Annotated in this window: 21 protein-coding genes; 6 read left to right on the forward strand and 15 right to left on the reverse strand. The window is 63.7% G+C overall.

The window, feature by feature from the left end; all coding sequences use genetic code 11:
* Positions 1-4 precede the first annotated feature (4 nt).
* The 5 genes from AC2FLM_RS04875 to AC2FLM_RS04895 form a co-directional block, all read right to left on the reverse strand.
* Entirely contained in the window at positions 5-802 is a 798-nt protein-coding gene (locus AC2FLM_RS04875; RefSeq protein ID WP_496856184.1) for an ABC transporter permease, read from the reverse strand.
* Positions 799-1,647: an ABC transporter permease gene (locus tag AC2FLM_RS04880; RefSeq protein ID WP_496856186.1), complete on the reverse strand. Its 849-nt coding sequence runs from the start codon at positions 1,645-1,647 to the stop codon at positions 799-801. Before AC2FLM_RS04880 ends, AC2FLM_RS04875 begins: the two co-directional genes overlap by 4 nt.
* A gap of 59 nt (positions 1,648-1,706) precedes the next feature.
* Positions 1,707-2,816, reverse strand: coding sequence for an extracellular solute-binding protein (locus AC2FLM_RS04885; RefSeq protein ID WP_496856188.1), 1,110 nt, complete (start codon positions 2,814-2,816; stop codon positions 1,707-1,709).
* Between the two features lie 79 nt (positions 2,817-2,895).
* Entirely contained in the window at positions 2,896-3,897 is a 1,002-nt protein-coding gene (locus tag AC2FLM_RS04890; RefSeq protein WP_496856190.1) for an ABC transporter ATP-binding protein, read from the reverse strand.
* Positions 3,898-4,788, reverse strand: coding sequence for a beta-keto acid cleavage family enzyme (locus tag AC2FLM_RS04895; RefSeq protein WP_234136146.1), 891 nt, complete (start codon positions 4,786-4,788; stop codon positions 3,898-3,900).
* A 135-nt stretch (positions 4,789-4,923) separates the two neighbouring features.
* Between AC2FLM_RS04895 and AC2FLM_RS04900 the strand changes: the two genes are divergently transcribed.
* Positions 4,924-6,009, forward strand: coding sequence for a GlxA family transcriptional regulator (locus AC2FLM_RS04900; RefSeq protein ID WP_234183035.1), 1,086 nt, complete (start codon positions 4,924-4,926; stop codon positions 6,007-6,009).
* Here AC2FLM_RS04900 and AC2FLM_RS04905 read toward each other — a convergent pair.
* Genes AC2FLM_RS04905 through AC2FLM_RS04920 form a run of 4 tightly spaced genes read right to left on the reverse strand, consistent with a single transcriptional unit; the run spans position 5,975 to position 10,286 of the window.
* Positions 5,975-6,928, reverse strand: coding sequence for a 3-hydroxyacyl-CoA dehydrogenase NAD-binding domain-containing protein (locus tag AC2FLM_RS04905; RefSeq protein WP_496856193.1), 954 nt, complete (start codon positions 6,926-6,928; stop codon positions 5,975-5,977). The two genes, AC2FLM_RS04900 and AC2FLM_RS04905, sit on opposite strands and share 35 nt — an antisense overlap.
* Positions 6,925-7,728 (reverse strand): carnitinyl-CoA dehydratase, encoded by an 804-nt coding sequence (locus AC2FLM_RS04910; protein ID WP_496856195.1) that lies wholly within the window; start codon positions 7,726-7,728, stop codon positions 6,925-6,927. Before AC2FLM_RS04910 ends, AC2FLM_RS04905 begins: the two co-directional genes overlap by 4 nt.
* Before the next feature lie 14 nt (positions 7,729-7,742).
* Positions 7,743-8,777 (reverse strand): LLM class flavin-dependent oxidoreductase, encoded by a 1,035-nt coding sequence (locus tag AC2FLM_RS04915; RefSeq protein WP_496856197.1) that lies wholly within the window; start codon positions 8,775-8,777, stop codon positions 7,743-7,745.
* Between the two features lie 27 nt (positions 8,778-8,804).
* On the reverse strand, positions 8,805-10,286 hold the full coding sequence (locus AC2FLM_RS04920) for an aldehyde dehydrogenase (RefSeq protein ID WP_496856199.1): 1,482 nt from the start codon (positions 10,284-10,286) through the stop codon (positions 8,805-8,807).
* A 144-nt stretch (positions 10,287-10,430) separates the two neighbouring features.
* Here AC2FLM_RS04920 and AC2FLM_RS04925 point away from each other — a divergent pair, with 144 nt between their 5' ends.
* Genes AC2FLM_RS04925 through AC2FLM_RS04940 form a run of 4 tightly spaced genes read left to right on the forward strand, consistent with a single transcriptional unit; the run spans position 10,431 to position 14,377 of the window.
* On the forward strand, positions 10,431-10,835 hold the full coding sequence (locus AC2FLM_RS04925; RefSeq protein WP_234143297.1) for a Rid family hydrolase: 405 nt from the start codon (positions 10,431-10,433) through the stop codon (positions 10,833-10,835).
* Positions 10,835-11,641 (forward strand): alpha/beta fold hydrolase, encoded by an 807-nt coding sequence (locus AC2FLM_RS04930; protein ID WP_496856201.1) that lies wholly within the window; start codon positions 10,835-10,837, stop codon positions 11,639-11,641. Before AC2FLM_RS04925 ends, AC2FLM_RS04930 begins: the two co-directional genes overlap by 1 nt.
* A complete protein-coding gene (locus tag AC2FLM_RS04935) occupies positions 11,638-13,749 on the forward strand; it encodes a CoA transferase (RefSeq protein WP_496856203.1) in 2,112 nt (703 codons plus the stop codon). The genes AC2FLM_RS04930 and AC2FLM_RS04935 overlap by 4 nt, the downstream gene beginning before the upstream one ends.
* 13 nt (positions 13,750-13,762) lie before the next feature.
* Positions 13,763-14,377 (forward strand): amino acid synthesis family protein, encoded by a 615-nt coding sequence (locus tag AC2FLM_RS04940; RefSeq protein WP_496856205.1) that lies wholly within the window; start codon positions 13,763-13,765, stop codon positions 14,375-14,377.
* A gap of 52 nt (positions 14,378-14,429) precedes the next feature.
* On the opposite strand, the gene AC2FLM_RS04945 is transcribed toward AC2FLM_RS04940, so the two are convergent.
* From AC2FLM_RS04945 to AC2FLM_RS04970, 6 genes are read right to left on the reverse strand one after another with little or no spacing between them, the layout of a single operon-like run.
* Entirely contained in the window at positions 14,430-16,313 is a 1,884-nt protein-coding gene (locus tag AC2FLM_RS04945) for an alkyl/aryl-sulfatase (protein ID WP_496856207.1), read from the reverse strand.
* A 40-nt stretch (positions 16,314-16,353) separates the two neighbouring features.
* A complete protein-coding gene (locus AC2FLM_RS04950) occupies positions 16,354-17,181 on the reverse strand; it encodes a TauD/TfdA dioxygenase family protein (protein ID WP_496856209.1) in 828 nt (275 codons plus the stop codon).
* Between the two features lie 50 nt (positions 17,182-17,231).
* The gene (locus AC2FLM_RS04955) at positions 17,232-18,917 is read right to left on the reverse strand and encodes an FAD-binding oxidoreductase (RefSeq protein WP_496856210.1); all 1,686 of its coding nucleotides are present in this window, start codon (positions 18,915-18,917) and stop codon (positions 17,232-17,234) included.
* Positions 18,918-18,928: 11 nt separating this feature from the next.
* Complete coding sequence (locus AC2FLM_RS04960; RefSeq protein WP_496856211.1) at positions 18,929-20,191, reverse strand: TRAP transporter large permease; 1,263 nt, start codon at positions 20,189-20,191, stop codon at positions 18,929-18,931.
* Between the two features lie 3 nt (positions 20,192-20,194).
* Entirely contained in the window at positions 20,195-20,674 is a 480-nt protein-coding gene (locus tag AC2FLM_RS04965; protein WP_496856212.1) for a TRAP transporter small permease, read from the reverse strand.
* A 27-nt stretch (positions 20,675-20,701) separates the two neighbouring features.
* Positions 20,702-21,703, reverse strand: coding sequence for a TRAP transporter substrate-binding protein (locus tag AC2FLM_RS04970; RefSeq protein WP_496856213.1), 1,002 nt, complete (start codon positions 21,701-21,703; stop codon positions 20,702-20,704).
* A gap of 216 nt (positions 21,704-21,919) precedes the next feature.
* Between AC2FLM_RS04970 and AC2FLM_RS04975 the strand changes: the two genes are divergently transcribed.
* Positions 21,920-23,557: a GMC family oxidoreductase gene (locus AC2FLM_RS04975; protein WP_496856215.1), complete on the forward strand. Its 1,638-nt coding sequence runs from the start codon at positions 21,920-21,922 to the stop codon at positions 23,555-23,557.
* Positions 23,558-23,567: the final 10 nt, after the last annotated feature.

Consider the following 23,567-nt stretch of genomic DNA (forward strand, 5'->3'; position numbering starts at 1 on the left):
TTTCTCAGCTTCGGCTCTCGCCTGCATTGCGCCGCGACAGGATGGCCGAGACGACAAAGGCGATGATCGTGATGGCGATCAGAACCACGGCCGCGGCGGCCACGGTTGGGTCGGTGTTCTCGCGGATGCCGTTCCACATCCGGCGCGGCAGGGTGTAGACGCTGAACTTGGAGATGAAGAGCGTCACGACGATCTCGTCCCAGCTCAGGATGAAGGCAAACAGCGCGCCTGCAAAGACACCGGGCCGGATCGAGGGCAGGATGACCCGCCGCAGGGTGGTCCAGTTCGACGCGCCAAGGTTCTTTGACGCCTGTTCCAACCGGGGGTCAAAGGTGGCAAGCGAGGCGCTGACCGTGATCAAGACCATGGGTGCAGCCAGGATCGTATGGGCCAGGATCAGTCCGGGATAGCTGTCCAGCAGGCCCAGCGGGATCCAGAGCCGGTAAAAGGCCATGGCCGAGATGATCTGGGGAATGATCAGCGGCAACAGCAGGAAGGCGCGCACAAGCTCGCTGTACTTGGACGAAACCCGCCACAGGCCGATGGCGCAGAGCGTACCCAGAAAGGTGGCGAGTACCGAGGTCGACAAGGCAATGACCCCGCTCTGGAAGAAACTCGACAGCCATTCCTCGCTGGTGAAGAGGTGTTGGAAATGCCGCAATGACAGCTCGTCCTTGGGCATCGACAGGAACCGCTTGGGCGTCAGCGAGACCGGGATCGCGATCAGGGCCGGTGTCACAAGGAACAGCAGCAGCACCCAGGCGCCGGCGCGGTTGAAGAGCGAAAACAGGCCAGGTCTCATCGCGTGCTGCCCCCGAAGACGGCGCTGAGCTTCATGAAGCGCGACATGATCCAGAGCATGGCCAGAACCCCGACCAGCATCAGCGCCGCCAGCATCGCTGCCGTGCCCCATTTCAGGGTGACGAGAAGCTGGACCGAGATATATTCGGCCACCATCAGCACCTTGCCCCCGCCCAGCACCGCCGGGGTGACGTAAAACCCGAGGCTGAGAATGAAGACCAGCAAGGTCGAGGCCACGATACCCGGCAGGGTCAAGGGCAGGTAGATGCGCCAGAAGGTCTGACTGCCGCTGGCACCGAGGTTGCGCGAAGCATCCATGACCCGGCTATCCAGCGATTGCATGCTGACCAGCAGCGGCAGCACCGCATAGGGGATCATGTAATGCACCATGCCGATCAGTACCCCCAGCTCGTTGCGCATGAAGGCGATGGGGGCCGAGATCAGGCCAAGTGTTTCAAGCGTGTTGTTGACCAACCCGTTGCGCCCCAGCAGCATCAGCCAGGAAAAGGTCCGTACCAGGATCGAGATCCAGAACGAGACCAGCAGCAGGGTCAACATGTAATTCTTCTGCCGCTGGTGGCAGTGCACCATCGCATAGGCAATGGAATAGCCCAGCGTCACGCTGAACACGGTCGTGATCACGCAGATGCGCAGGGTGGTCCAGACGATCCGCAACAGCGTGTCGCCCTCGAAAAGCTTGCGATAGTTGCCCAGCCCCGGTTCGGGATCGGTCACGCTCAGCCACATGATGTTCAGGATCGGGCCGAGATACAGCGCGACCACAAGCACCAGAAGCGGCGCGATGATGGCCCAGCCGGGATGGATATGTCTTGCCACAGCGTTCATGTCCGTGTTCCGAAGGGCCGCGCCCGCCCGTCACTGGGGACGGGGGCGGCCTCAGGGTCCTAGCTGATCGCCTCAAGGAAGGCGTTCACCGCGTCACCGCCATTCTCGCCCCACCAGGTCGGGTCGTTATAGACGATCTTGTCGATGTTCATCGCCGAGGTGATGGCATAGGGCTGCTGATCCTCGGGGATTTCACCAAAGGCCGCCGGGTTCGACGGGGTCATGCCAAGGCAGTCGAGCAGCTTGAGCTGGGCGGGAACCTCTTGCGCGGTGGCAATGAACTGCATCACCGCCTCGCGGCCCGCCGGATTGCCCTTGGGCACGATATAGGCGCCGGGCATGGCCATGGCCTGGTTGTTGACCAGCTTGAAACGGCCATCGGTATCATTCTCCATGTTGCGCCCGCGGTTCTGCCAGACGATGGCCATTGTGACCTCGCTGTTGACCACCATCGAATGCACTTCGGAACCCGAGCCCCAATAGATGCTGTCATCCTTGATCGACTTGATCTTGTTCAGCGCACGCTTCATGTCGAGCGGATAAAGCGCGTCGCCCGCCACGCCATCGGCCATCAGCGCCGCTTCGAGCGATCCGTTGGCCCATTTGTACAGCGCCCGCGTGCCCGGGAAATTGGCGGTGTCAAAGAAGTCCTTCCAATCCTTGGGCGGGTTGTCGCCATAGGCCTCGGTGTCATAGACGAAGGCATAGCCATACAGGATCACCGACACCCCGAATTCCAGCGCATAGCCCGGCAGGGTCTTGTCCTTGCTGACGATGGAATAGTCGATCGGCTCCAGATGCCCGGTCGGCCCAAGAGATACCGCGTTGAACAGGTCGGCATCGGCCACATCGGCGGTCACGTTGCCGCTGTCCACCATCTCCTTGATCTTGCCCTCGAGCGGGCCGGAGGTGTCGAATTTCACGCCCTTGCCGGTGGCCGCGGTAAAGGCCTCGCCAATGGCCGAGCCGTGGCATTCGACCGACTGACCGCCCCAGTTCCACATCACCACATGGTCGGCCGCCGCCTGCGCGTCACCCGCCAGCACGGCGTTCATGGCGATACCCGAGGCACCGCAAAGCGCCAGAAAGGTGCGGCGATCCATGCGCCCTTCCTTGTAGGCATGGGCGCTTTCGGTGAGCATTTCCTTCATGAATTGCTTGTCTTGCATTTCGTCCTCCGTGTCAGATGCCCATGGCCTTGCCGGGCGATTGTTGTGACGCCTTGAACGGCGTTCTTAGGATTCTCATTCAGCTTTCGTTCAGTTCCACCGCCGCCGCGTCCTGCCAGCTCAGTTCGACTGTCTCGCCCTCGTTGAGGGGCTGCCGGTTGCGCCAGACGTCGATATCCACCTCGATCTGTTCGGCCTCGGTGGTTTCAACGATGATCCGCTGCATCGACCCGAAATAGGTGATGCTGGTGATGGTTCCGCTGCGCCGGGCCTGCGGGTGACCACTGCCCAGGTGAATGTCGATCTTCTCGGGGCGCAGCGCATAGGCCCGGCCGTTCTGGTGAATGAAATTCGACTTGCCCAGGAAACTGGCGGCAAAACGGGTTGCGGGCCGCTCGTACAGCTCTTGCGGAGAGCCCACCTGTTCGATGGCGCCGTCGCGCATGATGACGATGCGGTCGGACATCGACAGCGCCTCTTCCTGGTCATGGGTGACATAGATGAAGGTCGTGCCGACCCGGCGGTGAATGTCCTTGAGCTGTTCCTGCACCTCGACCCGCAATTTCTTGTCCAGCGCGCCCAGCGGCTCGTCCAGCAGCAGGACCGGCGGCGCGAAACACAGCGCCCGCGCCAGCGCCACCCGCTGTTGCTGACCGCCCGAGAGCTGGCCGGGCTTGCGGTTGGCGAAATCCTGCAACTGGACCAGCTCCAACATCTCGTCGACACGGGCCCGGATCTCGGCCTCGGGCCGTTTGCGCACGCTCAGCGCATAGCCGATATTGTCGCGCACCGTCATATGCGGGAACAGGGCATAACCCTGAAACACCATGCCAAAGTTGCGTTTCTCGGCAGGCACATCGGCGATCGAGCTTCCGTCCAGCGCGATATCGCCGCTGGTGATCTCCAGAAACCCCGCGATCATCATCAACAGCGTCGTCTTGCCCGAGCCAGAGGGGCCGAGCAGAGTCAGGAACTCACCCTTGCGGATTTCCAGATCAACCTCGTTGACCGCCCGGAACGCGCCGAAATATTTCGACACGCCTTCGATCCGCAGGCTGCCGCCAGAGAACGCGTCGGCCATCTACCCCTCCGCCCCGCGCAGGTTCAGCTTGGCGCGGGCCTCATTCGGTGTCAGCAGACGCGCGCCCATGCGTTCGACGATCTCGCGCGCACGGGTCACCAGCTGGCCGTTGGTCGCCAGAACGCCGCGTTCGAGATAGATGTTGTCCTCCAACCCGACGCGGATATTGCCGCCCAGCGCCACGGCGGCGGCGGCCATCGGCATCTGGCCGCGACCAATTCCGAAACTGGCCCAGCTGGCGCCCGCGGGCAGCTGCGATTTCATCGCCACCATGGTTTCGACATCCTGATCCGCGCCCCAGGGGATACCCAGGCACAGCTGGAACATCGGCGGCGCGTCGATCAGCCCCTCGGCGATCATCGCCTTGGCAAAGCGGATATGGCCCAGATCGAACACTTCCAGCTCGGGCTTGACCCCCCATTCCTGCACCAGCGCGGCCATCCGGCGCAGCGTCGGCGGGGTCGAGATATAGATCATGTCGGTATCCGAGAAATTCAGCGTCCCGCAATCCAGCGAACAGATATCGGGGCGGCATTCCTCGATATGGGCCAGCCGCGCCTCGGGTCCGATCATGTCGGTGCCCGGTCCGGGCATGGCCGGGTTGGCGGGGTCGGAAATCCAGTCTCCGCCCATGCCCGCGGTCAGGTTGATCACCACGTCGGTGCCGCTGTCGCGCACACGGTCGACAATCTCCTTGAACAGTTTCGGATCGCGCGAACCCTGACCGGTTTCCGGATCTCGGGCATGGATATGGGCAATGGCCGCGCCCGCTTTGGCGGCCTCGATTGCCGCCTCGGCAATCGCCTTGGGCGTGACCGGGACATGCTGGCTTTTACCGGTTGTGTCCCCTGCGCCGGTAACGGCGCAGGTCAGCACGACATCGTGGTTCATGCGATTTTTTCCCTGTTGTTTTTCCCAGTGTGCTGGCCCGATCCCCCCAAAAACTGTCGATTATTCGCCGCATTTAAGGTGCTGATGTCGAAAAATATTGATAAGGTGCAAGGAAATGTAGTGACGGGAAACATCATGCAACTCGACTTCTTGCCCCCTCAGGAGAGAGGCCAGATCCATTCGGTTTTTGTGGTGGTGCCACGGTTCAACCTGACGACCCTGATCACGATGATCGAAACCATGCGGATCGGGAATTACCTGTCTTCCGATCGCCTGTTCTCATGGGAAGTCACCTCGTTCGACGGGCTGAACCTGGGCGCCAGCAATGGCGTGCGGGTTCAGCTGGATATCGAGCCGGACCAGACCGCACCGGCCGACCAGGTCTTTGTGCTGGCCAGCTGGGGGGGCGAGCATTACCAGAACAAGGCGCTGGCCTCGTGGCTGCGCAAGCGCGCGCGGCGGGGCGAGCGCATCTGCGCGGTCGAGCTTGGCTGCTATCTGGTCGCCCGTGCCGGCCTGATGGATGGCAAGGAGGCCACGACGCATTGGTCGTGGATCAACGGTTTCCAGGAGAAGTTCGATCAGATTTCCGTGGTCGAGCAGCTGTTTACCATCGACGGGCGGATCCTGACCTGTGCCGGTGGCATGGCGGGTGTCGACCTGATGCTGCGGCTGATAGAACAGTCGCACGGGGCGAGTTTCTCGGGCGAGATTGCCGACCAGATGCTGCACAACCCGATCCGCAAGGGGTCCTCGTCGCAGCGCCGGACCATGGGGCGCGGGACGGAATCGATCCTGCCGCTGGTGCGGCAGGCGATGACCCTGATCGAACGCAACATCGAAGAGCCGCTGACCGTGCCCCAGATCGCCGCCGCGCTGGACGTGTCACAACGCCAGCTGGAGCGGCAGTTCAAGAAACACGTGGGCTGTACCGTGGTCCAGTTCGGCCTGCTGCGCCGGTTGCAGAACGCACGCGTCCTGCTGATCGCGACCGAACTCAGCGTACGCGAGATCGCCACCGCCTCGGGCTTCAACACGCTGTCGCATTTCTCGTATTCGTTCAGCAAGTTCTTCGGGCGCAGGCCGTCGGAATATCGCGAGGCCTGGCCGTCGAACGAGACCGCGCCGACATGGCCCGGCACCCTGTCGGATTTCCTGCATGCGCTCAATTCGGGGGACAAGCGCTCTAAAGCTCCGCTCGCGCCTCCCGAAGGGCGTTGAGCACGGCGACGATCTCGCGGTCACGCTGCGCCGCCATGTCGGCAAAATGCCGGTCACCGGCGACGGCATTGCAGCCATCGACCATGCGGTCGCGCAATTCTTGCGTCAGCTCGGGCGCCGTGAGCCGGGTCCAGGGCAGTTTCAACGCCGGGCCGAACTGATCCAGATTGGTGGCCATGCCGCCCGCGCCGCAGGCGACGTGAAACGCCATGCATTGCCCCTGGCTGACCATGCGCGGCGCCGGGCCGTTCATCAGCGCGATGTCGATATCCTCGGGCGTGGCCTCGCCATTGGCGACCATGTGCAGCGCCTCGCGCCACAGCGCCTCTTGCAGACGTGTCGCGACAAAGCCGGGGATCTCCTTTTTCATCATCAACGGCGCCTTGCCCGCGATCCGATAGAATTCGCCGGCCCATTCTACCGCCGCCGGGTCGGTTTTCTCGCCGCCGACAATTTCGACCAGCGGCAACAGATAAGGCGGATTGAACGGATGTCCGATCACCGTGCGCCCGGGCGTTTCGCATTTGACCTGGATGTCGGTCATCATCAGCCCCGAGGTCGAGGAGCCGATCACCACAGTCTCGGGCACGATGCGCCCCAGCCGGTGATAAAGCGCCTGTTTCATCGCCAGATTTTCGGGCGCGCTTTCCTGGATGAACCCCGCCCCCTCGACCGCCGTGTCAAGGTCATGAACGACGCGCAGCCGGTCCAGCGACGCGCCCGGAGCAAGCCCCAATGCAGTCAGGCTGATCCAGGCGGTATCGAGGATGGTGCGAAACGCCCCCTCCTCGGCCGGGTCGTGCAGATAGCTGGTGACGTCATAGCCCCGCGCCAGGAAATGCGCGGCCCAGCCGCCGCCGATGGGGCCGCCGCCGATACTGGCGACACGGGTGATGGAGGTGGGATCTGGATACATCATTCGCCCTTGAACCTGGGTTCGCGTTTCTCGACAAAGGCGGCCACGCCTTCGGCGGCATCGTCGGATTTCAGCATCTTGCGATAGGTCGGCATCGGGTCGGTGCGCATCTTGTGGAACGCCTGTTCCAGCGGCACGCATTCGATCTCGCGCTGAACCTCTTTCACCGATTGCATGGCCAAGGGCGCCGACCAGGCGATCGAGGCGGCCCATTCGCGCGCCGCATCCATCAGCTGTTCCTTGGGCACCACCTTGTTGACCAGACCGTAATGGGCGGCCTCGGTCGCCGACATGCGGCGGCCCAGCAGGAACATCTCCATCGCGATGTTATGCGGAATGCGCCGGGGCAGACGTTGCAGCGCGCCCGCATCCGGCACGATCCCCAGCGGCATTTCCGGCAGACCGAATTCCACGTGATCGGCGGCGATCAGCAGGTCGCAGGCCATCGCCATCTCGAACCCGCCACCGATGGCCAGACCGTTGATCGCGGCAATGACCGGCTTGTTCAGCGACCAGTTCTCGGTCAGGCCGGTAAAGCCACCAAACCCGTAGTCGTCGCTCTCCCACCAGTTATCAAGCTGCATCTCGCCCGCGTTCAGCGCCTTCAGATCCCAGCCCGCGCTGAAGATCTTGTCGCCGCCACCGGTCAGGATCGCGCAGCGCAACTCCTTGTCCTCGTGCAGTTCCTGAAACGCCGCCGCCAGTGCCTGGCTGGTCGGCACGTCGATGGCGTTGACCTTGCCACGCGACAGCGTGACCTCAAGGACATGGCCGTCACGGCGGGTGCTGACGCCCTCGGTCATCGGGGTCTCCTCCATCACCGGAATTCCGGCATGACTTCGGTGCAGAACATCCTCAGCGAGCGTTTCTGCGCGTCATGATCCAGCCCCATCGAGGCGTAATAGATGAACTCGTTCACACCCAGGTCCTCGTACCGTTTCAGCTTGGCAATCGCGGTTTCAGGCGAGCCGAACATCAGGTTCTCTTCCAGCATCTCGGGATCGTATTGCTCGCGGCCCGCGATCTGGTCCAGCGGCAGCGCGGCGGGGAAGCCATTGACCACGTCACCGGCATTGCGGAACAGGTTCTCGAATTGCGACAGCAACCGCCGGATCGCGGCCAGCGCCTGCTGGCGGTCGGCGGCATTGTCATAGATGCAGGCATGGCGCATCAGCGCGAAACGGGGTGACCAGCCGTTATCGGCCTTGGCGATGGCCTCGTCCAACTGCCGCTTGTAGAGTTCCGCCTCGGCAAAGGGCCGGGTCAACGGCCAGCAATTGATATGGCAGCGGTTGCGCACCGCATAGTCATAGGTGATAGGCGACCGTGCGGCGACCCAGACCGGCATGTCGGCCTGTACCGGCTTGGGCACCGAGGTCGAGGTCGGGAACTGCCAGTATTCGCCGTCATGGGCATAATCGCCCTGCCACAGCGCGCGTACCGCCGGCAGCATTTCCTGCATGTAGCGCCAGGCATCGGATTGCTTGAGCCCCGGTTTCATCCGGTCGAACTCGCGCTGATAGGCGCCCGAGCCGATGCCGAATTCCAGCCGCCCGCCGCTGATCAGGTCGAGAAACGCGGCCTCGCCCGCGAGGTTGATAGGGTGCCAATAGGCCGCCGTCGCCACCGCGGTGCCCAGCCGGATATTGCTGGTCTCTCCGGCCCACCAGGTCAGGATCTGGAACGGGTTCGGCGCGATCGTCATCTCGATGGCGTGATGTTCTGCGGCCCAGACGATGTCGAAACCGCCCTCTTCGGCCATTTGCACCATTTCAAGCGTGTGGCGCGCGACGTCGTTCATGTCGAGACTGTCGTCGATCCGTTCCAGGTTGATGGCAAGTTGGAATTTCATTGTCCGTGTTCCTTTCCGGGGTCTCGCTCAGCGCATGACAAAGGGGTTGGCCATGGGTTCGTCGGATGTGTTCATCCAGACCGTCTTGGGCCGGGTGTAATCGTAGATCGCCTGAAACCCGCTTTCGCGGCCATAGCCGGACCCCTTGATGCCGCCAAATTCGGCGATGGGAGAGACCACGCGATAGGTGTTGACCCAGACGATGCCCGCGCGCACCGCGCCCGCCATCCTGAGCGAGCGGGCGCTGTCACGGGTGAATATTCCCGCCGCCAGCCCGTGTTCAGAGTCATTGGCCAGCGCCAGAACCTCTTCTTCGGTGCGGAAACGCTGGACGCTCAGGACCGGACCGAACAGTTCGGTATCGACGATGCGCAGGTCCTGGCGCGGGCAGTCGATGATCGTCGGCTCATAGAACAGGCCGCCCAGCCCCTCGGGCTGCTTGCCACCGGTCAGCACGGTGCCGCCTTCGGATTGCGCATGAGCGACCTCGCGCTGGATATGCTCTAGTTGCCCGATGGTGCAGAGCGGCCCCATCTGGGTCTCGTCCGCCAGCGGCTCCCCGATCACGATGGCGCGGGCCTGTGCAACCATCCGATCCAGGAACTCATCGGCGATATCCTCGTGCAAATAGAGCCGCGATCCGGCGACACAGCTTTGCCCGGTTGCACCGAAGATGCCCGCAATCGAGGCGTTGACCGCGCTTTCGATATTGGCGTCCTCAAAGACGATAAAGGGCGATTTGCCCCCCAGTTCCAGCGAGACCTCGGCAAAGTTGCGCTTGGCGTTTTCCAGCACGTGGCGCGCGGCATTCGGCCCGCCGGTGAACGAGACCCTTGCCACCAGCGGATGCCCGGTCAGCGCCCGCCCGCAGGGCTCGCCGTGGCCGGTGACAATGTTCACGACACCCGGTGGGAAACCGGCCTCTTCGATCAGCTTGCCAAACTCCAGCATCGCGGCACTGGCATGTTCCGAGGCTTTCAGAACAACCGTATTGCCTGCGGCCAGGGCCGGGCCGATTTTGACCGCAACCAGGAACAGCTGGCTGTTCCAGGGCACCACCGCGGCCACCACGCCCAGCGGTTCGCGCTTGGTAAAGACGAACATGTCCGGCTTGTCGATCGGCAGCGTTTCACCGCTGACCTTGTCGGCGCAGCCTGCGAAGAAGTGAAAGAACTCGGCGATGTACTTCGCCTGCCAGCGGGTTTCCTTGAGCATCTTGCCGGTATCCACCGACTCGATCCGGCCCAGTTCCTCGGACCGGTCGGCCAGCAGATCGCCCAACCGCCGCAGATGCTTGCCGCGCTCGGTCGGTGTCATTCTGGCCCACGGCCCCGAGGTAAAGGCGCGATGCGCCGCCTCGACCGCCCGGTTCACATCCGCCTCGGTGGCCTCGGGAACCCGGCACCACACCTTGCCGTCGGCGGGGTTGGTGCTGTCGAACAGCGCCCCGTCCGAGGCATCGACCCAAGCGCCGTCGATCAGCATCCGATAGCTCTGGATATCGGCCATCTCGGTCCTCCCTTTTTGTCTCTCGTCTCATACAAAGCGGCGAATCGGTGATGAGTTGTGCGAAAAATCGGCATCCATGTGTCGAAAATTCTTAAGTTGAGGATTGGGGATCAGGGCAGGCTGGCCGCAAAAGGAGATGCGAACGTGACCAGCAGCAAGAAACAGGTGATCGGCGGCCCCCTTGAAATAGGCGGCAGGGTTCTGTCGCTTTCCCGCGCCATCCGGGCCGGCGATTTTGTCTTTCTGACCGGCCAGGTCCCGATGCGGGACGGTGTCCCGCTGACCACCGGCTCGGTCGAGGAACAGACCCGCGCCGTGCTCGAAGACATTACCGCCACGCTCGCCCTCGCTGGCTGTACCCGCGAGGATGTGGTCAAGGCGATGGTCTGGCTGCGCGACCGCAGCGATTTCCCCGGCTTCAACGCGGTCTATGGCGAGTATTTCCCGCACGATCCGCCGACCCGCTCGGCCGTGGTCAGCGATCTGCTGGTCGATGTCCGGGTCGAGGTCGAGGTAATGGCGTACAAGCCGCTGGAGGGAGAGGGCTGATGCCGGTAGCACCTGACGGCAGCACCTATGAGATTACCGGCCCGGCGGATGCGCCCTGCGTGGTGCTGATCCATGGTCTGGGGCTGAACCGGGCCTGCTGGCAATGGACCAGTCCGGCGCTGGCCGATGGCTATCGCGTGCTCAGCTATGACCTTTATGGTCACGGCGAGTCGGTTGCTCCGCCCGAGACGCCCAGCCTGTCGCTTTTTTCGCGGCAATTGCAGGGCCTGCTTGATCACTGTGGTATCGCGGATGCGGTCATTGTCGGCTTTTCTCTGGGCGGCATGATCGCGCGCCGTTTCGCGCAGGACTGCCCAGACCGCGCACGCGCGCTGGTCATCCTGCATTCGCCGCATCAACGCAGCGCCGAGGCGCAGGCCGCGATCCTGGCACGGGTCGAGCAGGCCCGCGATCAGGGCCCGCACTCAACGGTCGAGGCGGCGCTGGAGCGCTGGTTCACCGAAGGTTTCCGCGCGGCCAACCCGGCGATGATGGACACCGTGCGCGGCTGGGTCACGGCAAACCGCAAGGAGGTCTATCACCGGATCTACCGGGTTCTGGCCGAGGGGATCGACGAGATCACCGCCCCTGTCCCGCCGCTCACCTGCCCGGCGCTGGTGATCACCGGGGACGAGGATTATGGCAACGGCCCCGAGATGACCCGCGCCATCGCCGCCGAGATCGCGGGTGCGCAGGCGCTGATCCTGCCGGGACTTCGCCACATGGCACTGGCCGAGGACCCGGACGCCGTCAACACCCCGCTGCGCCGGTTTCTGGATAGCCTGCCAAAGGGGGCGACCGGATGAGCAGCACTCTCCTCAAGGGGATACGCGTGCTGGATCTCAGCCGCATGCTGTCCGGCCCCTATTGCAGCATGTTCCTGGCCGATCACGGCGCCGAGGTCATCAAGATCGAGGGCGGCAGCGGCGACACCAGCCGCAACAACGGCCCCTATCGCGCCGATGATCCGGGCCATGACTGGGCGGGCTATTTCGTCAGCCTGAACCGGGGCAAGAAAAGCATCCGGCTGGACCTGAAATCGCCCGAGGGCAAGGCCGCCTTTCGCAGGCTGGCGGCAACAGCGGATGTTGTGCTGGAGAACTTCCGGCCCGGCGTGATGGACCGGCTCGAGCTGTCCTATGAATCGCTCGCCGAGGCCAATCCCAGACTGGTCTATGCCGCCATTCGCGGCTTTGGCGACCCACGCACCGGGGCCAGCCCCTATGCCGACTGGCCCTCTTATGACGTGGTGGCGCAGGCGATGGGCGGGCTGATGGCGATGACCGGCCCCGATGCCAACACGCCCACCAAGGTAGGCCCCGGCATCGGCGACATCTTTGCCGGCATGATGATGTCCTTTGGCATTCTCGCCGCCCTGCGCGAGGCCGAGGCGACCGGCAAGGGGCGGTTTGTCGACGTCGCCATGTATGACGCGATGATCTCGATGTGCGAGCGGATGGTCTATCTGCATGACATGACCGGACAGGTAGCCGGCCCCGAGGGCAACGGTCACCCGCTGCTGGCGCCCTTTGGCCTGTTTCCCGCCGCCGACGGTCAGGTGGCGCTGGGCATTGTCGATGACAGTTTCTGGCAAAAGTTGACCGCGATCATGAACCGGCCCGACCTGGGCAGCGATGCGCGGTTTTCCACCCGTGCGGGGCGGTCCGCCCATGCGGGCGAGATCAACCGGGTCGTCTCGGGCTGGACCGCCACCCGCAGCAAGGCGGACCTGACCGGCTTGCTGGGTGGTCAGGTTCCCTTTGGCCCGCTCAACACGGTGGCCGATATCACCGCCGATCCGCATGTCGCGGCGCGGCAGATGCTGGCGCATATTCCCCATCCCGAACCCGGCCATGCCCCCTGGACCGTGGCCGCCAATCCGCTGCGCTTTGCCGGGCAGGCGGCGCCTCCCCTGCCTGCCCCGCCCCGGCTGGGCGAACATGACGCGATGCTCGACACGCTGGCAGAAAGCGCGCCGCTCGACGACGAGGCCCGGCGCGACCTGCGCCGCGCCTTTGGGCAGTTCGCCACCGGGGTGACGGTACTCACCACCCGGCAAGAGGATGGAACGCCACGCGGCTTTACCGCCAATTCGTTCACCTCGGTCTCGCTCGACCCGCCGCTGCTGCTGGTCTGCCTCGCCAAGACGGCGCATAGCTGCGATGTCTTTGCCCAAGCGCCGCATTTCGCTGTGAACATCCTGTCGGATGCGCAGAAAGAGATCTCGGGCCTGTTCGCCTCGCGTTCGACCGAGAAATTCGCCGGCCCCCATTGGCATCCAGGCCCGCAAGATCTGCCGCTGATCAACGGGGCGCTGGCGACATTTGCCTGCGCCCGTCACAAGCTGGTCGATGCCGGCGATCACCTGATCCTGATCGGGCGCGTCCTGAACCACGCGGTGACCGAGGGCAAACCGCTTGGGTTTCACAACGGCGCCTATTTCGACCTCGGGTTGGAAAACCGGCTGGCCGACGCGGCGACCAAGGACACAAACGGGGTCATTGCCGCCGTTCTGGCCGAGGGCGACCGGATCCTGCTGGAAGAGGCTCCGGATGGCAGGCTGACGGTGCCCAAGTCACCCGCGCGCGACAACACGGTCGCGGGCTTTGTGCGGCACATGGACAGTCGCGGCCTGACCGCCCGGCTCGACCACCTTTATGCCGTGTTCCAGAACAGCCAGACCGGCGCGCATTCGATCGTCTATCACGGAACGGTCAGCGGCGCCGCGCCCGAGGGCATGCGCTATCACGACCTTGCCGCGCTGCCGCTGGATCAGGTCGCCAACAATACCGAACGCTCGATGCTGGCGCGCTATCAACGCGAATACCGCCATGGCAGTTTCGGGATTTACCACGGCACCGAACGCAGCGGCATCGTCCATTCCATTGCCGATCATACCGAATACACCGTTTGACAGGAGACCCCCAATGCTTCCGGAACTGAGAAAAGTCGTCACCTTCGACGAGGATATCCACACCGAGGGCGGCCGCGCCGCCGACCCGGCCCTGCGTATGATCGGGGTCGCGGCGGTGGTGGCCAACCCCTGGGCCGGGCGCGGTTTCGTCGAGGATCTCTCGCCCGAGATCCGCCGCATGGCGCCGGTTCTGGGCAAGCTGCTGACCGACCGCCTGATCGCGCTGGCCGGATCGGGCGACGCGATCGAGGCCTATGGCAAGGCCTGCATCTCGGGCACCAATTGCGAGGTCGAACACGCCTCGGCGCTGATCCATACGCTGCAATTCGGCAATTTCTATCGCGAGGCGGTGGGCGCCAAAAGCTATCTGGGCTTTACCAACACGCGCGGCCCCGCCAACACCCAGATCCAGATCCCGCTGATGGACAAGCACGATACCGGCCGCCGCTCGCATTACCTGACGGTGCAGCTCTCGATCTATGACGCGCCCGCCTGTGACGAATTGGTGGTCGCGCTGGGCGCCGCGACACGCGGGCGGCCGCATCACCGTATCGGCGACCGCTATTCCGATCTGGCCGCGCTGGGCCGCGACGTGCAGGACCCCGCCGGCGTCGGCAAGGACGGCTAGGACCAGACCCGCTCCTCCCGAGGCACTGCCGGGAGGAGCGGGCACGACGGCCTCAGGGCGTCACGATTGCGAAATTCGGGTCGAACGCATCCAGCGCTCCGAAAAGGGCGCCGAGTTTCGTGGCATCGCCCTGCATCGACAGAACGCCTTGTCCGATCAGGTCCTCGACCCCGGCGATCTGCCCCAGCAGTTGAAAGAACGCCGCCTCGGTCAGGGTCAGGACCAGGTCCGCCGTGCCGTCGTGATAGGTGGTGTTGGCAAGCACCCCGTTCTGCGCGGCCAGCAGATGGCTCTGGCCGCTGTCCGAGAAGTTCAGCAGAACGGCAAAATCGCCCGGCACCTTGACCGCGTTGAACTTCACACCCAGGAAATCGAGCGCCATCCCCACCCCCATGTTGAACAACACATCCGGGTTCGAGGTATTGACGGTCGAGGGGCGGATGCCCTCGCGCAACTCCTGCGCCCCCAGCAGGAAGATGTTGCGCCATGTTCCGGCCTCGGCCTGATACCCCATCTGCTCCAGCGTATCGGCCTGAAGCTTTAGCGCCGCCGCGTTCTGCGGTTCGGCAAAGACCAGCTTGTTCAGGATCTCGGCGGCCCAGCGATAGTCACCTTCGTCATAGGCCCGCTGCCCTTCGGCCAGCACAGCGTCGGCGCCGCCCATGGCGCGCACCAGCCGCGTGGCGCTTTCTGCGGGCGGCAGGCAATCATAGGTCGACGGGTTGCCGTCCCACCAGCCCAGATAGAACTGATAGACCGCCTTGATGTTGTGTTTCAGCGTGCCGTAATAACCGCGACAGGCAAAATCGTGCCGCAACCCCTCGGGCAGTTCCACCATGTCCGGGATCTCGTGGATCGTATGGCCATGATTGGCCAGCCGCAGTGTCTCGTCATGGATGAAGCGATAGAGATCGCGCTGCCGGGTCAGGAAACCCCGAATGCGCTCGGTGCCCCATTGCGGCCAGTGATGCGAGGCAAAGATCAGGTCGGTCCGCTCGGCAAAAAGCGCGATCGACTCGTCGATATACTTGGCCCAACCCAGGGTATTGCGGATCTCGGCGCCGCGCGGTGTCAGGATGTTGTGCATGTTATGCGTGGTGACTTCCGAGGCGCAGAGCGCCCGGAACTGAGGGAAATAGAACATGAACTCCGAGGGCGCCTCGGAGCCGTTGGCCATCTGGAATTCGATCTCGACCCCATCCACGATACGGGTTTCCCCGGTCCGGTACACCGTGTCGGTAGGCGGGATCAGGCTGATCGAACCGGCCCCGGCCGCCGGACCCAGACCACAGCCGGCATGGCCCCGGGGGCCCGCGTCCAACCCCATGCCGAACTGGTACTGCGCCCGCCGGTTCATCGCGTTACCCGCCAGCACGTTTTCGGAGATCGCGTATTCCATGAACCCGTCGGGGGCGATGATCGGCACCTTGCCCGCCGCCACATCCGCCTGATCGACGACACCACGCACGCCGCCGAAATGGTCGGCATGCGAATGGGTATAGATCACCGCCACCACCGGACGTTCGCCCAGATGCCGGTTTGCCAGCGCCAGCGAGGCGCGCGCGGTCTCGACGGTCAGCAGCGGGTCGATGACGATCCAGCCGGTGTCACCCGCGATCAGCGTCATGTTCGAGATGTCGGCATTGCGTATCTGATGGATACGCGGATGGATGGTGAAAAGCCCGTGAATGGCGTTCAACTGACCCTGCCGCCAAAGGCTGGGGTTCACGGTATCGGGCGCCGCGCCCTGCATGAATGCATAGCGCTTCAGGTCAAAGACGATCTTGCCCTCGGCCCCGGTGATCGCATCCTCGTCAAAGGTCGCGACAAAGCCGCGGCTGGCGTCCTCGAAATCCTGCCGGTCGCCAAAGTTCAGCAGGTCCAGCACCGCCCGGTTGGCGGTTGCGGTAGGGTCGGTTGCGGGGTTCTTGCACATGGGAAACCTCCTTGGCGGGATCGGCGATGCGGCGAGAGGCTCAGGCGGCGCTCAGGGCGCAGCCTTCGATGGTGATGCGGTGCATGTAGCGGCGGTACCCGTGATAGTCGTTGATCGCCTTGTGCCAGGTCGACCGGTTGTCCCACATGGTCAGATCGCCCTCGCGCCAGCGCACGCGGCACTGGAACTCGGGTTGTTGGCAATGCTGGTAGATACCGTTCAGGATCGCGTCGGATTCGGTGGGGGACATCCCGTCGATGCGGGTGGTGAACTGCGGATTGACAAACAGGCACGGGCGCCCGGACAGCGGGTGCCGGATCACCATCGGGTGTTTCACATCCGGCTCGGGCATGGCGTTTTCGTTCAGCCGCCCCTCTTCGCGCGCCTTCTTGGCCGCCGGGCTGTTGACGAAGACATGATAGGTGCCGTGCCAGGCCTCCAGCCCCTCCAGCATTTTCTTGAACCGGTCCGACAGGGCGTCATAGGCCGCCGCCATCGAGCTGAAGGCGGTGTCGCCGCCCACCGGCGGCATCTCCTTGGCGCTCAGGATCGAACCCAGCGCCGGTTCGACATCATAGGAATGGTCGGTGTGCCAGACCTCGCCGATCGCGCCTGTCTGGTCCTTTTCCTTCAGAACAATTGCGATGTTCGGATGGGTGTCCAGCGGCGTGAAGAACCGGTTGATGTTGATCTTGCCGATCGCCTCGGCAAAGGCGATGTGCTCCTCTGGCTCCAGATGCTGATCGCGGATCGACAGGACCGAGTATTTGGCAAAGGCGTCCTTGATCCGGGCGACATGCTCGGGGTTGCGCACATCCGCCTTGTAGATGTCGGCGCCCAGCGCGGTGGTCATGGGTACGATTTCCATTGCCTTCTCCTTGCTTGTCTGTGGTGCCCGGTCCTCGGGCGTTTGAGGGTTCATTCGGATGGTTGCGTCATCAGCACGCCGCGCTGACCAACCTGCCTGTTCTCGGGGTCGATCAAGGCGCCGGGGTTGAGGATGCCCGCAGGGTCGAAGCGGCTTTTCATCGCGGCAATCGCGGCTCGCATCAGGGCCGGGCTTTGGGCCTCATAGCCACTACGGTGATCGCGGCCCACCGCGTGGTGATGGGTGACCGTGCCACCATGCGTGGTGACAGCGGCGTTCGCGGCCTGTTTGATACGGCGCCAGGCCTCCAAGGCTCCGGTCATGTCGCCGGGCCCGCCGCCATCGCAGTAGAAGGTGAAATAGGGCGCCGGGCCATCGGGGTATACATGGGTAAAGCGGCAACTCAGCCGTCCGGGTTTGCCAGTCGCCTGTTTGATCGCGGTGCCGACATCGGCCATGACGTTGCGATGGAAATCCTCGAACCTGTCCCAGGTGATCGCGGATTCGAACGTGTCGACGATGACACCCAGCCGGGTCAGGCGGTCGCGGTAATACGGCATGCGGATAAAGGACTCGCGCCAGGCGCCCGCCGCGCCCTTGCGGTGTTCGTCGCCGCCCCTGAGCGAGGCCGCCACCGCCTCGGCATCCCAGCGCCCGCCATGATCGGCCATCAGCTCCAGTGCCCGCTCCATCCACGGGTCCAGCGCATGATCCGCGCTCTCAAACCCCAGGACCAGCGTCGCGCTCTTGCCGTCGCCGATGCCATAGGCCGCAACCTCGGCCTCGTCGAGCAAGCGGCAGTTCGTCGGGTAGAGCCCTGACTGAGACAGCGCGCGCACGGCCTTGGCGGCGCTGAAGAAACTGTCGAACCGCACCGAAGCCGAGGTGCGGAACCGCGGGCGGTCCTGCAAGCGCATCCAGGCCTCGGTGATGAGCCCCAGGTTCCCTTCGGACCCCAATACCATACGGTCGCCGGATATCCCGGCCCCCGAGCCGGGCAGGCGCCGGGTCTCCATGATGCCCGCTGGTGTGACCATCCGGGTCGCCTCGACCAGATCATCGATATGGGTCATCAGCGTGGCATAATGCCCGCCCGCACGGGTGGCGATCCATCCGCCCAAGGTCGAGAATTCAAAGCTTTGCGGAAAGAACCGCAACGTCAGATCATGTGGGCGCAGCTGCTCTTCCAGTGCCGGACCATAGATACCGGCCTGAATGCGCGCGGCGCGGCTCAGGCTGTCGACCTCGAGGACGCTGTCGAAATTCTGCATGTCCACGCAAACCGTGCCGCGATAGGTTGGCCCGACATCGGGCTCGACCCCACCGCAAACGCTCGACCCGCCGCCATAGGGGATGACCGCGATGTCATTCGCGCCAGCCCAATCGAGAAGCGCCGCGATCTGGTCTTCGGTCTTTGGGAATGCAACCAGATCGACCGGTTCCGGCACATGGCGCATCACCATGCGGATATTGTCGGCGGTGCTTTTACCAAAGGAATGCGACAGCCGATCATGGGCACCGTCGGACATGATTTCGGCAAGGCTTGCCGGAGGTGTCACGCGCGGCGCCCGCAGCTCGAAATCCGCAACCTTCGGCTCCGGCGCAATGGCGGCAGTGTCGCGTCCGAATGCGCGCGCTATACCGTCGATCAGCGCGGTCTCGGGTTGGGTCAGGACAAAACCCGCCCGACCCCAGCCCCAGAACGAGCGCTCCTTGTTCGCAGGGATTTTGGGCATCGCGCTTTCTCCTATGGCGAGACGAAATAGAGTGAAAGCTGGGGCGCAAAGGTGACCAGCATCAACACCGCGAACATGATCGCGATGAACGGCAGCACGGCATGGCAGATGTCCCAGAACCGCTCGCGAAAGGCGGTCATCGCCACCAGCACATTCAGCCCGACAGGTGGCGTTAGCAGCCCGATTTCCAGGTTGATCACCATGATGATCCCGAAATGCACCGGGTTGATGCCAAAGCTTTGCGCGGCGGCAAACAGGATCGGCCCGAGCAGCAGGATGGCCGAGACCACATCAATCAGGCAGCCGATCACGATAAGCGCGGCATTGACCGCCAGAAGGAAGGCGATCTTCGAGCTGACCGCCCCCTGAAGCCACTGGGCGAAATCCTGCGGGATGCCCTCGATGGCAAGGATGGTCTTGATCGACAGCGCCACCGCCACGATGGGAAACAGCGTGCCCAGCATCTGGGCGGTTTGCAGGCCGACCGCAAAGAAATCCCTCGACCCAAGCTCGCGATGGATGAACAATTCGACCAGCATCGCATAGCCGACCGAAACGGCGGCCGCCTCGGTGGGCGAGAAATAGCCCGAGTAGATGCCCCCCAACAGGATCACCGGCAGCATCAACGACCAGATACCGTTGCGAAACGCCGCCATGAGGCGGGAGATGGAAAACGGGGTCCGGGGGACGTGGCGGTTGCTGACCAGGCTGTAGATGCCCAGTGCCACGGTCAGCAGGATGCCGGGGATGATCCCGGCCAGGAACAGATCGACAATCGAGGTTTCCGTGATGATCCCATAGATGATCAGCGGGATCGAGGGTGGGATGATGATCCCCAGCGTCCCCGCCGAGGTCACGGACCCAAGCGCGAATTTACGGGTATAGCCCGCCTCCTTGAGGGCCGGATACATCACGGCCCCCACCGCCAGCAGCGTCGCGGGCGACGATCCGGAAATGGCAGAGAACAGCGCGCAGCTGAGGATCGTGGCAAAGCCCAATCCGCCGGGCATCCACTCGGTTGCGGCGCGAACGATCTCGATCAGCCGTTCGGCGATCGAGCCGCGCGACATCAGGGCGCCCGCGATGATGAACATCGGGATGGCCAGCAGGACGGAATTGTCCATCGCCGTCCAGATGTCCTCGATCAGGTAGACGACCAGCCCGTCGCCCCAGACCAGATGCACATAGGCGGTGGCGGCAAGCAGGATGAGAATGACGCTCTGCCGCAGGATCAGAAGCGCGGCGAACAGGGCAAACAGGCCAAGCACCTCCATATGTCAGCCCTCGCCGGTATGTTCGGGCTTGGTGCCCGGAACGAGAAAGAAGATCAGATGCCGTAAAGCGGCGGTGCCGAACGCATAGGGAAACACCAGCTGGATCGGCCAGAGCGGGATATGGATCACCTCGGCTTTGTCGTTGAACTGAATGGATTCACTGACAAATTCGATTGCGTACCAGCACAGGCCGCCAAACAGGATCGCCGAGATCAGGTCGCCCAGCCGGTCGACCCAGGGATAGGGCAGCACGCGGTCGGCGAAATTGGCGCGCAGGTGGGCATTGTTGCCCACCGCGATGGTCAGGCCCAGAATACCGGCGACGATGGCACCGAACACGGCCATTTTCTGAGCCCCCCAGATTGCCTGAGACAGGAACTCGCGGGCAAAGACATCCGCCAGAAGTAACCCGCAGGTCACCGCATAAGCGGTGACCGCGACCATGCCTTCGACCCGCAAGAGCATTGTAAGATAGCGCTGCATCGTGTCAGCCCCAGGTTGCGGCCGGGGTCACGACCCGCAGGCGGCCTTGGCTTGCGCGATCCGATCGGCGACGGCCTGGGCATCGCCGCCAGCTTCCTCGACGATCGCCGCCAGCACACCGTCGGCGGCGGCCTTCCACACGGCGCCTTCCTCGGCGCTCAGATGCTTGACCGGCACGCCCGCGCCTTCGAGCTGCCCAAGCAGCGCAGGCTCGGCCCCGAGAATACCTTGTGTCAATTGCGGCCCGGCGGCGGTGAACACACCCAGCCATTGCTTTTCCTGGTCAGAGAGCTTGGCCCAGGTCCGCCCCGATACAGCGACGGTGCCGATCAGGCGTGCGTGATTGGTGACGGTGACATGCGGGGCGACCTTGTGGGTGCCGATCCCGATCCCGAACAGCGTCGGGAACCAGGCCGCGTCAACGGTGCCGGTTTGCAAGGCCGGGATCGCGTCCGACGTACCCATCGGAACCCCCTGAACGCCCCAGGCCTTGGCCAGCGCCGCATCAGCGATCGAGGGGGCGATGCGCATCTTTTTGCCGGCCAGGTCCGCCGGGCTGGAAACAGGCTGCTTGGAGAACAGGACATAGTGGCCGACTTCCATCCAGGTCAGCGGCACCACGCCGGCGCCCTCCATGATGCCGCCCAGCGTATCCGAAAGATGCTCATAGGTGACACAGGTCCCCTGCTCGGGGCTGTCGAACAGATAGGCCGCCGAAGGGATCGCCATTTCCTGGCTCAGCAGGGTCAGCGGCACGTTGGACACAAAGGCGATATCCAACCGCCCCTTGGCGGTTTGGCGCAGCACCGTCTGTTCGTCACCAGCCTGCGCATCCAGCAGCAGCTCGATCTTCAACGCGCCGCCCGAAACCTCTTCGATCTTGGCGGCGACCCCGGTCGCCCATTTGCCCCAGGGCGAGCCGGATGGCGCCACCGAGCCGAGCTTGAGAACCGTTTCCGCAACGGCTGGCGCACTGATGGCCGCCAGACCGCACGCAAGGGCAAGGCCCTTGAGCATGGACTTTTTCATTACTCTCTCCCTGATTGAACGTTTTCGTTCATATTTCGGCTCCCCCCTCCTCCGGGAATCGCCACCTGACAGGAAGCAAACAAAATTTCTGGACTTTTGTCCAATAAATTCGCTTAATCTTTTTCGAGGAGATGGATCGGACTGGGATTCGCCCTGCGAAGGTTAAGAATGGCGGGGCACGGGCACGGTCCGATGGGGAGAACCAGGGAGTTGGAAATGAGCTATGATTTCGTGATCGTGGGCGGCGGGTCCGCCGGGGCGACGATCGCATCGCGCCTGAGCGAGGACCCGAGCGCCAAAGTCTGCCTGCTCGAGGCGGGTGGCGGTGGCCGGGACATCCTGATCCGCGCCCCAATGGGCGTGGTGGCGATGCTGCCCGGCTATGGCAAGATCAACAACTGGGCCTTCAAGACGGTACCGCAGCCGGGGCTGAACGGGCGCCAGGGCTATCAGCCGCGCGGCAAGGCGCTGGGCGGGTCGAGCGCGATCAACGCGATGCTCTATGTGCGTGGCCAGAAAGAGGATTACGACAGCTGGGCCGAACTGGGCAACGATGGCTGGGATTGGGACAGCGTCCTGCCCTATTTCAAGAAGGCCGAAAACAACATGCGCGGCGCCGATGCGGCGCATGGTGACAGCGGGCCGCTCCAGGTCTCGGACCAGAAGGCTCCACGCCCGATCTCCGAGGCATTCATCGAGGCCAGCACCCAGATGCAGATCCGCCGGACCGAGGATTTCAACCGGGGCGACAACAGCGGCGCGGGCTATTGGCAGGCGACCATCCACCACAGCCCCGACAAGAATGGCGAGCGCTGCTCGGCCGCGGCGGCCTATCTGTTCCCGGTGATGGACAAGCGCCCGAACCTGACCGTGATCACCAAGGCGCGCACCACGCGCATCCTGTTCGAAGGCAAGCGCGCCATCGGGGTCGAATACCGGGTCGGCAAGGCGACGCATCGCGCCATGGCGGGCAAGGAAGTGATCCTGAGTGCTGGTGCCTTCCAGTCACCGCAGATCCTGCAATTGTCGGGCGTGGGCCGGGCACAGGACATCACCCCGCACGGGATCGGCATGGTGCACGAGTTGCCGGGTGTCGGCCAGAACCTGCAAGATCACCTCGATTTCATTCTCGGCTACACCACCAAGGATACCGACAATATCGGCATCGGCCTGCGCGCGACCGGAAAGCTGTTCGGCGAGATTCTGAAATGGCGCAAGCACGGCAATTCGATGGTGGCCTCGACCATCACCGAAGCGGGAAGCTTCTTCAAGACCGACCCAAGCCTCGACCGGCCCGACGTACAGACCCATTTCGTGATCTCGATCGTCGACGATCACGCGCGCAAACTGCACCTGGGTCATGGTTATTCCTGCCATGTCTGCGTGCTGCGTCCCCATTCGCGCGGTGAGGTGTTCCTGCAATCGGGCGACCCGATGGCCGACCCCGGTATCGACCCGAAATTCCTCAGCGACGATCGCGACCTGCAAACCCTGATCAAGGGCGCCAAGATGACCCGCGCCGTTCTGGAGGCGCCCGCGATGGCGAAATACAAGCACAAGGAACTGTTCGGGGTGCATGACAACACCACCGACGCCGAATGGGAACAGCATATCCGCAACCGCGCCGATACGGTCTATCATCCGGTCGGCACCTGCAAGATGGGCATCGACGACATGGCTGTGGTCGATCCGCAGCTCAAGGTGCGCGGGCTCGACGGGTTGCGCGTGGCCGATGCCTCGATCATGCCGCTCCTGGTCTCGGGCAACACCAACGCGCCCTCGATCATGATCGGCGAGAAATGCGCCGACATGATCAAGGCCGAATACAGCGCCGCAGCTCGGGCCGCCGAGTGAACAGAGATTT

It is taken from the genome of Ruegeria sp. SAZD011 (genome assembly GCF_059612545.1).

What these genes read in the sequence shown, in the direction of transcription:
- AC2FLM_RS04875 (WP_496856184.1), bottom strand. Translation starts at nt 802, where the DNA reads ATGAGACCTGGCCTGTTTTCGCTCTTCAACCGCGCCGGCGCCTGGGTG.
- AC2FLM_RS04880 (WP_496856186.1), bottom strand. Translation starts at nt 1,647, where the DNA reads ATGAACGCTGTGGCAAGACATATCCATCCCGGCTGGGCCATCATCGCG.
- AC2FLM_RS04885 (WP_496856188.1), bottom strand. Translation starts at nt 2,816, where the DNA reads ATGCAAGACAAGCAATTCATGAAGGAAATGCTCACCGAAAGCGCCCAT.
- AC2FLM_RS04890 (WP_496856190.1), bottom strand. Translation starts at nt 3,897, where the DNA reads ATGGCCGACGCGTTCTCTGGCGGCAGCCTGCGGATCGAAGGCGTGTCG.
- AC2FLM_RS04895 (WP_234136146.1), bottom strand. Translation starts at nt 4,788, where the DNA reads ATGAACCACGATGTCGTGCTGACCTGCGCCGTTACCGGCGCAGGGGAC.
- AC2FLM_RS04900 (WP_234183035.1), top strand. Translation starts at nt 4,924, where the DNA reads ATGCAACTCGACTTCTTGCCCCCTCAGGAGAGAGGCCAGATCCATTCG.
- AC2FLM_RS04905 (WP_496856193.1), bottom strand. Translation starts at nt 6,928, where the DNA reads ATGATGTATCCAGATCCCACCTCCATCACCCGTGTCGCCAGTATCGGC.
- AC2FLM_RS04910 (WP_496856195.1), bottom strand. Translation starts at nt 7,728, where the DNA reads ATGACCGAGGGCGTCAGCACCCGCCGTGACGGCCATGTCCTTGAGGTC.
- AC2FLM_RS04915 (WP_496856197.1), bottom strand. Translation starts at nt 8,777, where the DNA reads ATGAAATTCCAACTTGCCATCAACCTGGAACGGATCGACGACAGTCTC.
- AC2FLM_RS04920 (WP_496856199.1), bottom strand. Translation starts at nt 10,286, where the DNA reads ATGGCCGATATCCAGAGCTATCGGATGCTGATCGACGGCGCTTGGGTC.
- AC2FLM_RS04930 (WP_496856201.1), top strand. Translation starts at nt 10,835, where the DNA reads ATGCCGGTAGCACCTGACGGCAGCACCTATGAGATTACCGGCCCGGCG.
- AC2FLM_RS04935 (WP_496856203.1), top strand. Translation starts at nt 11,638, where the DNA reads ATGAGCAGCACTCTCCTCAAGGGGATACGCGTGCTGGATCTCAGCCGC.
- AC2FLM_RS04940 (WP_496856205.1), top strand. Translation starts at nt 13,763, where the DNA reads ATGCTTCCGGAACTGAGAAAAGTCGTCACCTTCGACGAGGATATCCAC.
- AC2FLM_RS04945 (WP_496856207.1), bottom strand. Translation starts at nt 16,313, where the DNA reads ATGTGCAAGAACCCCGCAACCGACCCTACCGCAACCGCCAACCGGGCG.
- AC2FLM_RS04950 (WP_496856209.1), bottom strand. Translation starts at nt 17,181, where the DNA reads ATGGAAATCGTACCCATGACCACCGCGCTGGGCGCCGACATCTACAAG.
- AC2FLM_RS04955 (WP_496856210.1), bottom strand. Translation starts at nt 18,917, where the DNA reads ATGCCCAAAATCCCTGCGAACAAGGAGCGCTCGTTCTGGGGCTGGGGT.
- AC2FLM_RS04960 (WP_496856211.1), bottom strand. Translation starts at nt 20,191, where the DNA reads ATGGAGGTGCTTGGCCTGTTTGCCCTGTTCGCCGCGCTTCTGATCCTG.
- AC2FLM_RS04965 (WP_496856212.1), bottom strand. Translation starts at nt 20,674, where the DNA reads ATGCAGCGCTATCTTACAATGCTCTTGCGGGTCGAAGGCATGGTCGCG.
- AC2FLM_RS04970 (WP_496856213.1), bottom strand. Translation starts at nt 21,703, where the DNA reads ATGAAAAAGTCCATGCTCAAGGGCCTTGCCCTTGCGTGCGGTCTGGCG.
- AC2FLM_RS04975 (WP_496856215.1), top strand. Translation starts at nt 21,920, where the DNA reads ATGAGCTATGATTTCGTGATCGTGGGCGGCGGGTCCGCCGGGGCGACG.